At 52.0% G+C, this 12,942-nt stretch carries 13 protein-coding genes; 8 read left to right on the forward strand and 5 right to left on the reverse strand.

The features are described from left to right. Positions 1 to 176 (forward strand): EF-Tu C-terminal domain-related protein (locus tag AC5L4R_RS06080; protein WP_494478035.1); only part of this gene is annotated, 176 nt, incomplete at its 5' end. A 253-nt stretch (positions 177 to 429) separates the two neighbouring features. On the opposite strand, the gene AC5L4R_RS06085 is transcribed toward AC5L4R_RS06080, so the two are convergent. Further along, the gene (locus AC5L4R_RS06085; protein WP_494472609.1) at positions 430 to 1,098 is read right to left on the reverse strand and encodes a c-type cytochrome; all 669 of its coding nucleotides are present in this window, start codon (positions 1,096 to 1,098) and stop codon (positions 430 to 432) included. Between the two features lie 726 nt (positions 1,099 to 1,824). On the opposite strand from AC5L4R_RS06085, the gene yihA reads away from it, so the two are divergent. After that, a complete protein-coding gene (gene yihA, locus AC5L4R_RS06090) occupies positions 1,825 to 2,499 on the forward strand; it encodes a ribosome biogenesis GTP-binding protein YihA/YsxC (RefSeq protein ID WP_494472600.1) in 675 nt (224 codons plus the stop codon). On the opposite strand, the gene AC5L4R_RS06095 is transcribed toward yihA, so the two are convergent. Further along, positions 2,496 to 4,184, reverse strand: a complete 1,689-nt coding sequence (locus AC5L4R_RS06095) for a M48 family metalloprotease (RefSeq protein WP_494472599.1) — start codon at positions 4,182 to 4,184, stop codon at positions 2,496 to 2,498. The two genes, yihA and AC5L4R_RS06095, sit on opposite strands and share 4 nt — an antisense overlap. 207 nt (positions 4,185 to 4,391) lie before the next feature. Here AC5L4R_RS06095 and AC5L4R_RS06100 point away from each other — a divergent pair, with 207 nt between their 5' ends. From AC5L4R_RS06100 to thiS, 4 genes are all read left to right on the forward strand, one after another. Then, complete coding sequence (locus AC5L4R_RS06100) at positions 4,392 to 4,784, forward strand: sulfurtransferase TusA family protein (RefSeq protein WP_494472598.1); 393 nt, start codon at positions 4,392 to 4,394, stop codon at positions 4,782 to 4,784. A 128-nt stretch (positions 4,785 to 4,912) separates the two neighbouring features. Then, the gene (rpoH, locus tag AC5L4R_RS06105; RefSeq protein ID WP_494472597.1) at positions 4,913 to 6,193 is read left to right on the forward strand and encodes an RNA polymerase sigma factor RpoH; all 1,281 of its coding nucleotides are present in this window, start codon (positions 4,913 to 4,915) and stop codon (positions 6,191 to 6,193) included. Between the two features lie 178 nt (positions 6,194 to 6,371). Continuing rightward, positions 6,372 to 6,731 (forward strand): DUF423 domain-containing protein, encoded by a 360-nt coding sequence (locus AC5L4R_RS06110; protein ID WP_494472596.1) that lies wholly within the window; start codon positions 6,372 to 6,374, stop codon positions 6,729 to 6,731. A 30-nt stretch (positions 6,732 to 6,761) separates the two neighbouring features. Continuing rightward, a complete protein-coding gene (thiS, locus tag AC5L4R_RS06115) occupies positions 6,762 to 6,962 on the forward strand; it encodes a sulfur carrier protein ThiS (RefSeq protein ID WP_067059407.1) in 201 nt (66 codons plus the stop codon). A gap of 76 nt (positions 6,963 to 7,038) precedes the next feature. On the opposite strand, the gene AC5L4R_RS06120 is transcribed toward thiS, so the two are convergent. Both AC5L4R_RS06120 and rpoN read right to left on the reverse strand, forming a co-directional pair. Beyond that, on the reverse strand, positions 7,039 to 8,274 hold the full coding sequence (locus AC5L4R_RS06120; RefSeq protein WP_494472595.1) for a cation:proton antiporter: 1,236 nt from the start codon (positions 8,272 to 8,274) through the stop codon (positions 7,039 to 7,041). Between the two features lie 254 nt (positions 8,275 to 8,528). Then, the gene (rpoN, locus tag AC5L4R_RS06125; protein WP_494472594.1) at positions 8,529 to 10,211 is read right to left on the reverse strand and encodes an RNA polymerase factor sigma-54; all 1,683 of its coding nucleotides are present in this window, start codon (positions 10,209 to 10,211) and stop codon (positions 8,529 to 8,531) included. 148 nt (positions 10,212 to 10,359) lie between these two features. On the opposite strand from rpoN, the gene AC5L4R_RS06130 reads away from it, so the two are divergent. Both AC5L4R_RS06130 and AC5L4R_RS06135 read left to right on the forward strand, forming a co-directional pair. Beyond that, entirely contained in the window at positions 10,360 to 11,388 is a 1,029-nt protein-coding gene (locus tag AC5L4R_RS06130; RefSeq protein WP_494472593.1) for a nitrilase-related carbon-nitrogen hydrolase, read from the forward strand. 66 nt (positions 11,389 to 11,454) lie between these two features. Next, positions 11,455 to 11,907, forward strand: coding sequence for a cyclic nucleotide-binding domain-containing protein (locus AC5L4R_RS06135; protein ID WP_494472592.1), 453 nt, complete (start codon positions 11,455 to 11,457; stop codon positions 11,905 to 11,907). Positions 11,908 to 11,938: 31 nt separating this feature from the next. On the opposite strand, the gene AC5L4R_RS06140 is transcribed toward AC5L4R_RS06135, so the two are convergent. After that, positions 11,939 to 12,889, reverse strand: a complete 951-nt coding sequence (locus AC5L4R_RS06140) for a tyrosine recombinase XerC (RefSeq protein ID WP_494472591.1) — start codon at positions 12,887 to 12,889, stop codon at positions 11,939 to 11,941. Between the last annotated feature and the right edge of the window lie 53 nt (positions 12,890 to 12,942).

Here is a 12,942-nt window from a genome sequence, read left to right on the forward strand (position 1 = left end):
ACGTAACAGGCGCAATCACCTTGCCAGAAGGCGTTGAAATGGTAATGCCTGGTGACAACGTTGAGATGAGCGTTGAATTGATTCACCCAATCGCGATGGACAAAGGCTTGCGCTTTGCGATTCGTGAGGGTGGTCGCACCGTGGGCGCAGGCGTGGTATCGGAAGTTACTGCGTAATTGTGCTTTAGGTGATACACCGCAAAAAGAGCTGCCCGTGGGTGGCTCTTTTTTTTGGGTAATGCTGATCTAAAAAGCATTGCTTTTTGATGGATAGTGGCTTAACGTTTGCCCATCACTTTTGACAGCCGTATCATAGACTTGCGCGACTTGTCATAAATCGCTAAAGCCAATGGCGGTCTTTTTTTGAGAAAAAAAACCCAAGTCAAGGCTTGGGTCTTTGTGACAACATTGCATCAAATGATAAAGCGTATCAATGCACCGCGCTGATAAAATCCGATAAGATTTTGATATCGTTATCAGACAAACGCGAGGCAACCGTTTGCATCATGCCTTTTTCGCCTTTTTTGGCAGAATCGTTCGTACGCAACTGGGTTGGGTCAGACACCTCATCATCACGTCCTGCGGCGCGAAATAGCTTAAGCTGCGTTGCAATATACGCGCTGTGTTGGCCGCCAATACGCGGGAATGCAGCAAAGTCATTGCCATTGCCTTTGCCGCCGTGGCAACCTGCACAAGGTATCACACCACGAGAACTGTCACCGCCGTAAAACAACTTTTGCGCGGCCGATGCAGTTTCAGGGTTGGCGTAGCCCACGCCCCAACGTGGCTGGCTGGCGTAGTAGCCTGCGACGTTTGCCATGTCTTGGTCGCTAAGCGGCGCGACTTGGGCAGACATGATGGGGTTTTTACGATGGCCTGCTTTAAAGTCGGTTAGCTGTTTATAAAGATACTTGACGTTTTGTCCGCCTAGGTTGGGCTGTGCAGGCACGGTGCTTACCCCATCAACACCGTGACACGCGCCACACACCGATTCGGCAATCGCCTTGCCAGCGGCAATGTCATATTTGGGTACCGTCGGCGCGGCATGAACGCTTAGGCTTGCCAACAATAGGCTTGCCGCGGTGATTATTTTTTTCATCATTCACGATTCCTATTCAAATCGCTGGGTCAAATCGCTGGCAACAATCAGCTTGCAATCGGTACATGGGCGGTAGGGCTGGGTTAGCGTGCTTACCTGTACCGTGGCGTGGTCGATGGTCCATGTGCCATGTCTTACGCTGAGTTTACAAAGGTTATCGGCTATTATAGCAAGTGTTGAGACAAATTACCGCATTATTTGTTACACAATTATGGCATGACAAAAATTTATCCGTCATTGGCGCTCAAAAAACGTGCTGACAAGGTCTTTGACTTCCTCCCCTCCCTATCGTTCGGGGATTCCTTCTGCAAGACGGTTAGACCTGCCGCAAACCTAAGACAATGGCAAACGCCCGTACGACACACCGTACATCTTAGGTTCTTATTTTAAGCTAATCCTACCGTTAGGATTGTCTTAGACACGAATTAGCTTAAGTGTGTGTTTGGAAACGTCTTACCAGTTAAGTTACTGCGTACTCGCAATTTAGTCTTAACTTAACTGTGGAATGTAAGACATTGAATATAGTGAGATGAGCATAGCAAAACTCATCGCATTTAACAATTGCCGTAAAACCACCGCCTGAAGTCGCAGGTTTACGGCAACGAATGATAAACAGGCTAACATGCATGCAATTCAACATTTACTTTAGGGGATTATTATGCCATAAACCACCCAGACCTGCTACAATAGTGCCAATTTTTTTAAACCATTGAGTAAGCCTTGACCATGACAGACGCGAATTTTTCTCCCCTACCCGATGCGGCGGACGCTGCGACGCAAGCGGCAAATCGGCGTTGGTTGCAGCAGTGCCAGTTTTTGTTGTCTGCGCCAACGTTTAAGCTGTGTCCGCCTGATACGGGGCGCGAGGTGGCGTTTGCAGGGCGTTCTAATGCAGGCAAGTCGTCGTGTATCAATGCCATCACCAATCAGCGGCAGTTGGCGCGCGCGTCAAAAACACCGGGGCGCACCCAGATGATTAACTTTTTTCATATGGGAGAGCATGCGCAGCGATTGGTTGATTTGCCCGGTTATGGCTATGCGGCCGTGCCTGAGAGCCTAAAAAAAGACTGGCAGACTGAGCTTGAGCGTTATTTGGTGGCGCGTGAAAGTTTGATTGGGCTGGTGCTGCTCAATGATATTCGCCATCCATTGACGCATTTTGACCGCCAAATGCTGCATTGGGCGCATGATGGCAATTTGCCCGTGCATGTGCTATTGACCAAAGCCGACAAGCTGCCATTTGGTGCGGCAAAAAACACCTTATTGCAGGTCAAGCGTGAGCTTGATACATTGCGCCTAGCCAGCAGCGTGCAGCTGTTTTCGGCACACAAAAAACAAGGTATTGATGAATTGGCGGCTGTTTTGGCAAATTGGCTGGATTTTTCGCCGACCCATGGTTAAGATGGCTTAAAACGGTGGGCGGCTTGCACGCGCTCGGTTTGTTGGTTGATGGTGGCGATAAGTGGCGCGGCTTGGGCGCTGGGCAGGGTTTGGGCAAGGCGTTTGGCTTGGCTTAGTGAGGTGACGGCCTCAGTCAGCTCATCGTGCCAGTATTCAACTTGGGCGCGGTAACGCAAGGTATTGGCCTGGTACAAGGCTTGTTGGCTGCCTGCCGTGAGCTTGCTTAAGCGTTCACTGGCTTGGGTGAGGTTTTGCCAAACGTGCAAATCGGTGGGATAGTGGCGGCTGATGGGTAGCATCAAATCCATCACGGCTTGTGCGTTGCTGCGGCTGGGTGGCTGGCGCAAGTACATATCGGCAAGGGCGTATTTGACATCGCGGCGTTCAGGCAACAGTTGGCTTAGGCGCGTAAGCTTGTCTAGCGCGGCTTGGGTATTGCCTTGACGCTCATCAAGCGTGGCGGCAACCATCACCGCCAAGGGGTCAGAAAAATCGGCAATCAGCGGCTGCAAAGGCGCAAGCACACCACGCGCGGCATTGTATTCACGGCTGTCAAGGTAGCTCATGACCAGTGCAAGCCGCGCACCGTTGGCGTTTTGTAGGTTGTGTGCGTTGTTATTGACGGCTTGGATCAGCTCAGCGCGGTTGGTCAGTTTTGCCAAATAACGCGCACGCCATTGGATTTGGTCAAATACAGCGTTGCGCGTGGCGTGGTCAGCGGTGGTTTGCTGGGTCGCGCTGCTGGTGTTGGTGTATGCGCGTGCACGGTCGGTGGCCTCGCTTAGACGCTCAGCGGTCAAAGGATGACTCATGACAAAACTTGGGATAAAGCGTTGGGTCGGTGTGGGGTGCTGCTGATTGAGCAAGGCAAAAAAACTTGGCATGGCGCGCACGTCATAGCCTGTTTGTGCCATGATTTGCATACCCACGCGGTCGGCTTCACGCTCTTGCGCACGGCTAAAGGCCGCCAGTTGGTTGGCGCTGATGGTTTGTGTGCCAATCATCACCGCTGTGCCTGCATCGCCGTCACTGACCTTTGCCGCCAATAACCCTGCCAACAGACCCCCGACTTGGGCGGCAAGCTGTTTGTTTTTTTCATCGCTGCGCTGCTCAAAATGCCGCTGGCTGACGTGGGCGATTTCGTGCGCCAGCACGCTTGCCAGCTCATCGACATTGCGCGCTTTATCCAACAACCCGACATTTAGCCCAATCACCCCCGACGGCACGGCAAACGCATTGATTTGTGGTTCGTTGATGACAACAAGCGCAAGCGGTGCTTCACGGCGCACGCTGGCGTTCATCTGCCAACACAACTGCTCAAGACTGTGTTGCAGCCACGGGTCATCAATCAATGGCGCGTCACGATAAATTTGGCGCAGCGCCCATGCGCCAATCTGGCGGTTTTGCTGCTGGCTGATAAATCCCTCACCGCTGGTCATATCTGGCAGACGGCTTACCCATACGTTGGGCGTTGGGTTGGGCGAGGTTACACGCTGAAATGGAACGGACGCGGCAGGCTGGGTTATAATGCTATCCAGCACAAGCGGATTGGCACTTGGGGTTACAGATGGGACAGCTGCCGATATCGTAGCCAGTGTTGGCAGCACGGTCGCGCCATGCGCCGCCGACCACAGCAAGCTTGCCGCTAGTAGGCTCAAGGGTTGGCAATATTTTGACAGCGGCATAGACAGGGTAACTTAGCTTAGTCGATGTATTAAAATCAGTCGGTGTGTTGGGCGAAAATGTGCATCAGCTAACAGCATAGCATAACCCGTTTTGCGCCCGTGCCACAGTTTAGCCGTTTTTTGTAACCACTTTTACAGCCAATCTTTCGTTGCTCTTTCACTGTATTTATTGCAATCTTTTGATATTTGCTAGGAAATTGTACCTTGATGACCGCCAAATCTTTTGCCCATTTGCCCACCGTTGCCGATGATCTTGCCAGTGGTACGGATTTTACGCAAGACTGGCAGGCATTTGGGCAAGCGTTGGCGGCAGACACCACGCATGGCACGGTGGGCGGTATGGTGCAGCATTATATCGACGGCAAGGCGATGGCCTGCCCGTTACCACTGCTAAAATTAAAAATTGCGCTCAAATCCACCACTTGTGGCAACTGCGTGTATGTCAGCGCGACCGACCCAAACAGCGAGCACGATATTGGCGCGTTTTGTCGTATAGCAGGGCATGGGTTGGTTATCGCGCACACCCCTGCCCCATCCACCGATGCCAACGGGCAAGACACGGCTACAATCATTCACTTGCTGATAACCAAAAATTGCTAAATCGCACTTATCAAACATCCGTGTTTACGGCATACTGTGGCTTAAGCTATCGCGCACATTGATGCCGATGACACCTTTATTTTATCGTATTTCTAAATATTTTATAAATTAATTCTATTAGGCTAGCCATGGCTCGTAAGACTACTGCTAAAACCACTGCGGCAAACACTAACTTGCGCGATGACGATAACGTCACGCCAACGCTGTCCAAACGACGCGCACGCAGCAAACAGGTGGACACTATACCGCCTGATGATGCGCCGCTTAATGATATGGATGATGACATCGATGAGGCTGACGACCTTGATGATTTTGACGCTTATAGCGCGCAAGATGATGATGCCCAATCCTTTACATCGGCGGACTTTACCGACACGCTCAATAACGGTGACTATGATGAGCTGCTAGACGAATTCGACGAAGCCTATGAAGACGAATTTGGCCATGCGCCCAAGCACAAGCGGCGTAGCACAAGCAAAAAATCGCGGCGCTTGTCCACAGCAGAAACCTTGCCCGCCGTATCACCAGCGCAAGCCATCGTGCCTGCCATGCCGACCGCACTGACCGCCCCTGGGGTGAATTTGGGCGCGTATATCAACGCGGTGCACCAAATACCGATTTTAACGCCCGAGCAAGAACAGGAGCTTGCCCACCGCTATACCGATGAAGGTGATTTGGAGGCGGCGCGGCTGCTTGTCATGTCGCATTTACGCTTTGTCATTCATATCGCGCGTAGCTACTCAGGCTATGGTCTGCCACAGGGTGATTTGATTCAAGAAGGCAATGTCGGCTTGATGAAGGCCGTCAAACGCTTTGACCCCAACAAAGGCGTGCGCTTGGTGTCGTTTGCGGTGCATTGGATTAAGGCAGAGATTCATGAATTTGTCATCCGCAACTGGCGTATCGTCAAGGTGGCCACCACCAAAGCGCACCGCAAACTATTTTTTAATCTGCGTTCGCTGAAAAAAACCAATAATCAACTAACGCTTGAAGAAGCCGAAGCGATTGCCAAAGACCTAAACGTCACCGTCAAGCAAGTGCTTGAGATGGAAAGCCGTTTAACGTCGTATGATGCTTCATTTGAGGCGCAAAGCGATGATGAGGACGAAGGCCGCTACGCGCCGCAGTATTATTTAGAAGATGAAGCCAACCCTGCCGATTTGGTCGAGGATGCCGACTGGGAGCAAAGCAACAACGCCGCCCTACAACAAGCCATGCTGACCTTGGATGATCGCTCACGCGATATCGTCCAGCAGCGTTGGCTCAACGAACAAAAATCCACCTTGCACGAATTGGCAGCAGAATACAACATCTCTGCTGAGCGCGTACGCCAGATTGAAAAAAACGCCATGGATAAAATCCGTGAGGCAATGCTTGCCAACACGCACCTGCAATTGGACTTAGAATAATTGGACTTAGAATGATAGCCAGCTTGGCGAACCGTGTTGATAGTGTTGATAGTGTGGATGGCAACTTGATGGATTCGCCTTGCTTTATCAGCTTTAAGCATTTAAGCAGCAATGTGCACTTTAATTAGCAATTATAAATAGACAACTTTAATAAGACGATTGGGATAAAGACAGCAGCATGAACTGGCTAAGCGTGGCAAGCATCAATTTGGCAATCGCAGTAGCAAGCGGTGCGTTTGCCGCGCACGGGCTTAAGGCGCGCTTGAACGCTGAGCAGTTGGCTTGGTGGCATACCGGCACGCAGTACTTTTTTTATCACGCGCTTGGGCTGCTGATCGTTGCTGTATTGATACGTTTGCAGCTTGCGCCCAAATCGGTGGCGTGGCTGATGCAGTTTGGCATGGTGCTGTTTACAGGATCGTTGTATTTGATGGCACTGGGCATGCCGCGTTGGTTGGGCGCGGTTACACCGCTTGGCGGCACGCTTTTTATCGTCGCTTGGCTGTGGCTGGCATGGGCAGTTGCGGCAAATTATTGAGGGTATGGTTGAGTTGTTTAAGGAGGCAGTATGCCACAGGTGAGTTTAAACGGGCGCGTCATGCAGACGTTGCACCAAAATTTACAGTTATTTTTGGATGAAATGGCACAAACCCAAGGTCGCTTTGCGGTAGAAATCAACGGTGAATTGGTGCCAAAAAGCCAACTAGCCAACGTGACTTTGACCGATGGCATGGTGATTGAGGTGGTGCAGGCAGTCGGTGGCGGCTAGGTTTTGCTTTATTTTTGCCAAAAATGCATCAAAAAAGCAGCGTGACGGCTGCTTTTTTTGTTGGTTTACAATCGGTCTATTTGGTCATTTTGAGCAAACGGTTGGCAGTCAAGCCATGGATAAACACGGACAATGCCACCGTAACCACACAAATCACCCAAATTTTGATCTCCTCATTGGCGCTAAACAAATCTTGGTTGATGGTGTATGCGATATAATAAAACGTGCCGATGCCACGAATCCCAAGCCCACCTGTCACCAGACGTTCGCTCCAACTCATGGGTAGGTCAATCAGCCCCAACACGCCAGCAATCGGGCGTACAAGCAGCAAGAACACCAAGCTAACGACATACACTTGCCATGTCACATTTGCCGAACTGGCAAAAATCTGCCCCAGTAGCAGCCCCAAAAACACCATCACCAATGCCATAAACAAGCCTTCGGTTTGCTCGGCAAAGTTGTGCAGTTTTTCATGGTACTTGTTGTCTACCTCTTGGCGGCGAAACGTCAGTGACGCGATAAACACGCCTAAAAAGCCGTAACCGTGCACCAATTCAGACAAGCCATACGAAATGAGCATTAAGGCAATAACCATAAAGCCTTGCTGTACGCAGCCTGGATTTTTTTGAGAAAATAAACACTTTGCCAAAAACTTACCGACCAAAAAACCAACACCCACGCCCGCGCCGATTTTCCACACCACATCTACGCCAAACCAATGCAGCCAGTCATGTAAATCAAAGCCTTGGTTTTGGTTTGCCGATGCCGCCAGCGCCAAGGCCAAAAATACAAACGGAAACGCCAGACCATCGTTCAGCCCTGCCTCGGCAGTTAGGCTAAAGCGCGTCACGTCTTCATCTTCGTTTTGGTTGGGTGGTCCAACTTGAATGCTTGCCGCCAGTACAGGATCGGTGGGTGCCAACGCCGCGCCTAGCAGTACCGCCGCCGCGATACTCAAGCCAAACACATAATATCCCATCACGACCATCGCAAGGATACACAGCGGCATCGTCACCGCCAACAGACGCACGGCAGGTCGCCACGTCTTCCAGCGCAGTGGGCTGTCAAGCTTAATACCGCAGCCAACCAATGACAGCAGCACCACCAATTCGGTGACTTTTTCAATCTCCACGCTGTAATTGAGTGGGTTAAACGCAGGTAAACCTTTGACAAAATAGCCGATCAACATACCGAACACTACCAACATCATCGGCAGTGACACGGGCAATTTTTTGGGAAAATACACAAAAAATGCGCCAAACAAAAACGCCATCCCAACCACCAGCAGCAGCAGGTTGTAATATTCAATCATCCATCGACCCTTATCAATTGGGTTAAAATTTGGTTTACATTTGTTTTAACATCAAAATTTATCTATACCATCAAAATCTTATGAAACACAGCTAGCCACACAGTCGCGCCATCCAAACAGGCAACCAGCAAACAGGTGACAAGCATAGCGTCAAAAAAAAGTTTGCAAACCCCTAAAGTATGTCAAATTGTAGCAATTTTTTGACAAGTGCGAATCGTTATATTTTAAGCCAAATGGGCTAATGGATGGATGAATTAAAGCCGTTGTTTACGCACACTGGATGCCGCAATACCCATCGCCTCGCGGTATTTGGTCACCGTACGGCGTGCAATCGGGATGCCCTGCTGCTGCAAACGCTTGACAATCGCGTTGTCTGATAACGGACGTTTGGGGTCTTCCTCGCCAATCATTTGCTTGATGCGCGCGCTAATCGCGGTTGAGGACACGCCTTCCCCGTCAGCACCAACGTGGCTAGAAAAAAAGTACTTGAGCGTGAATAAGCCGCGCGGTGTCAGCATGGTTTTGCTGGTGGTGATGCGTGAGACAGTTGATTCATGCAAGCCCACGTCTTCGGCCACATCGCGCAGCACCATCGGCTGCATGGCAGTCGCGCCGTGCTCAAAAAAGCCCTGCTGACGGCGCACGATACACCGTGCAACGTTGAGCAAATTGTGGTTGCGCTCTTCAATGGCACGCATAAATAGCCGCGCATCGTTGAGCTGGTCTTTGAGGTACAGATTTTGCGCGCTGGTATCGGCGCGGCGGATTAGACTGGCGTAATAGCTGTTGATACGCAGCTTTGGTAGGGTGTCGGGGTTTAGCATCACCTGCCAGTGCGTGCTGCTGGCATTGGACGATGTTTTTGCGGCCATTACCAAAACATCGGGGATGTCATAGCCGTCCTCGGGCGCGATGTGTGGCAAACTTTGTTCATAGATGATAGCAGGATTTGGGCTCAGTGTGCGCAGCAATGCCAACGCGCCTTTTAAAGCCGCAAGCGTCATCCCTGAGGCTTTGAGCAGGGCAGGCAGTTGGTTGTTGGCAAGTTGGTCTAAATAATCAGGCTGTGATAACAGTGCGCGCGTTTCGGATAAATACGGCGTATCGGCAGGCAGCCGCGCCAGTTGCAACGCCAAACATTCTGCCAAATTGCGCGCGCCCACGCCCGTCGGTTCGCAGTTTTGAATGCGTTTGACGACCGCCTCAATGTCGGCAGGCTCAATATCAATATCGGTGCGCTGATAAAACGCCAACGTGGTTTGGATACTGTGCCACAGCGCATCGGTGGACAGCATAATAAAGCCGCGCTCATCCATGCTGTCAATCAGTTGCTCGGCAATCCATTGGTCTTGCAAGGATAAACGCTTAAAATTCATCTGCCAGCGCACATGATCTTGTAGGTTGTTGGCGGTGCTTGGCTGTGGGTTTGTGCTGTCATTGCCATGCGCGGTGACGTCGCCCTGCCCCATGCCGCGCTCATCAAATTGACGATCATCATAGCCGCTATCAGCAAAACCACCGTCGTTGTCAATGTGGTCATTCCAGCCATCGGCCGCAAAACTGGCCTGGTTGAGATAATCGCTGCTATCACCTGTCTCGCCCCAATCGTCGCCATCGCCATACCCATCTGAGCCATTTGGGCTTATGCTGACAGACGCGGCATTGGTTGGCGCATTTGTCAGTGAATCGCGCCGCTCATCACCTGCCCCGTCGCCATCGCCATCGGTATGCGTTACCATGTGCCATGCTTCGTCATGGGCGTGCGTATCGTCTGGGTCAAATTCGTCCTCACGCTCAAGCATGGGGTTGCTATCAAGCTTAAGCTGCACCTCGGCGGCAAGCTCTAGGCTTGACATCGGTAGTAGCCGAATCGCCTGTTGCAGCTGTGGGGTCAGCCCCGTGGTCAGCCGCTGGCTAAGATTCGCCTTTAGCGTCATGGCACTGCCCCACGCCCGTGCGCGTCATTGACGGCAGGTTGGTTGATTAACCTTTTGAATAAGCAAGCGATTTTATACATAAATCCTATATTTTGTCAGATTACGCTCTAGTATAGTAGAATGCTACATTCGCTTTGAGATGTTTGCCATGTCCATGCCGCGCCTGCTTGCACCCTTTCACACAACCGATACACCAACGCTTGCGCTTGCCGAACTCAATAGCCAAGGCGCGTTGTTTGGCAATTTGTGCCAAATTGAAGCGGCGGTACAAACAGCATCGGCAGGCAACGCCAGTTTGGTGGTGCTGCCAGAAAATGCGTTTTGTTTTGGCAATCAAGCACTTGCCGCGCCATTGTTTGACGCGCTCAAGGACTGGACAAGCCAGCTGGCACGCACGTATGGGGTCTATCTTTTGGCAGGTACGCTGCCTTGTCAATACCGTCCCGATGGCAGCAAAGTTTTTGGCGATAAGCTGCGTCAAGTGTCGTTATTGTTTGACCCTGCAGGGGATTGTATCGCGCGTTACGATAAAATTCATCTATTTAACGCGCAAGTTGCTGACAACACGGGCAGTTATGACGAAAGCCAGACCTTTGAAGCAGGCGATGCGCTAACGGTCGCAGCGACTGAGCTGAGTAACATCGGGCTGATGGTGTGCTATGATTTGCGCTTTGCCGAGCTTGCGATACGGCTGCGTGAGGCAGGGGCGACGCTGATAACCGCGCCATCGGCATTTACCCATGCCACAGGGCGGCTACACTGGCAGACGCTGGTGACGGCGCGTGCCCTAGATAGCCAGTGCTTGGTGGCAGGGTGTGGGCAGTTTGGCGAGCATGTTTTTGACAAACACGGGCAGCGCGAATGCCGCCACACATGGGGGCATAGCGTGATGGTTGATGCCAATGGGCAGCCGCTGCCCACCTCATCGGTCACGTTGCCAGCGCACGATGACCGCGCGGACAAGCACGCCATCGCCACGCGCTATCCGCTAAGCCATGCCGCCAATACTTGGCTACCCACCGCGGCAGACGAGGTACAAGCCATCCCTGCGCCACAGGCAGGGCGTGTACTGCTTGGCAACTGGCAACGCGATGCGCAGCGGCAATTTCGCCAACAACTGGACTTGGCGCACAGCCGCCAGCAGGTGGCAGCCGTGTGGCAAGCCACTACCTCCTAGCAGACTCCCCAAGCACCCTATCCATCCAATTCCTATAGGGCACACATCAGCGATTTAGAGAATAAGATGCAGGACAATTTTACTGATTATCTAAGACAAAGTGCCGTCTTGGCAAGCCTTGAGCCGTATATGCTCAGCATTCTTGCGCCCAAAATGCAGTTTCGTCAGCTAGACAAGCATGAGGTGTTGATTGAAGAAGGCGAATATATGGATTATATTTCGCTGGTGCTGGTCGGTGAGCTGGGTGTGATTAAAAACACACCCACGGGTGAGCAGGTTCATATCGAGAACGTATCGGCAGGCAACTGTTTTGGTGAAGTCGTGCTGATTGACAGCTCAATCAGCGCATTTACTGTGCGTGCCAATGAATTAACGGGCATTGCAACGCTGTCCAAAAAGGCGTTTGAAACCGTATTAACAGATTATCCACGCGTGGCCATTGAGGTGCTGCGCGGCATTGCGCTGATGCTTAGCCTACGCCTGCGGCAAACCAGTGAGCAGCTGGCGCAGCGGTGTTAAGGGGTTGGCAGCACCAATTTTAAAAACCGAATCAATTCGTTTGGCGTTTGGCGCGCGGATGGGCAGTATCGTACACGCTGGCAAGTTGGGCAAAGTCCAAATGCGTGTACAGCTGGGTGGTGCTGATGTCGCTATGCCCCAGTAATTCTTGCACGCCGCGCAAATCACCGCTCGCGCTAAGCAGGTGTGAGGCAAAGCAATGGCGCAACAAATGCGGATACAAGTCTTGCGCGATACCTGCGCGTTTGGCTTGCTGTTTGATACGCAGTTGGACGCTGCGCGTGGTCAAGCGCGTGCCTTGGCGTTCACTGATAAACACGGCAGCGTTATCGTCTTGTAGCCACAACGCGCGCTGCGGTAAATAGTCTTGCAACGCCTGCCAAGCCTTAGCACCCAAAGGCACAATGCGCGTTTTGCCACCTTTGCCCAGCACACGCACACGCTGCCCCGATGGATCGATGTCAGTGAGGTTTAAGCCGACCAATTCGCTGACGCGCAGCCCACTGCCGTAGAGCAGCTCAAACATCGCTTTGTCTCGCCGCCATAGCCGCGCCGCGCTTGCCGCCTCGGGCGCAGGTTGGTCAAGCAGTTGACTGACGGTGTCAGCATCTAAAATCTTGGGCAGTGGTCGCGGCTTGCGCTGCATTCGTAGCGACAGTGTTGGATTGACCGCCACTTGACCATTGGTCAGCAGCCAAGCAAACCACTGGCGCAAGACGGTCAGCTCATGCTGCAAGCTGCGTTCAGCAAGCGCGTCACGCTCGATGCGCAGCAGCATAAAATCTGACAGGTGCTGACGCTTGACGGTTTTGACAGACAGCGCGTGCTCAGCTAAATACGCCAACAACGCTTGTAGCGATTGGCGATAGCTTTTGAGCGTGGCAGGTGTGTAACGCGCACTGGCAAGCGTCTTGAGCCATGTCTCGGCTAGCTGACGGTTGGCCGCATCGGTGGCTGGCGGTTTGGCGTGCGGCTTAGTCATCACACGCTGGGTTATCAGTAGCGATACGGGTTGTAGTCATCGCTGTCAGGCTC

This window comes from Faucicola sp. SE7633 (assembly GCF_059264685.1).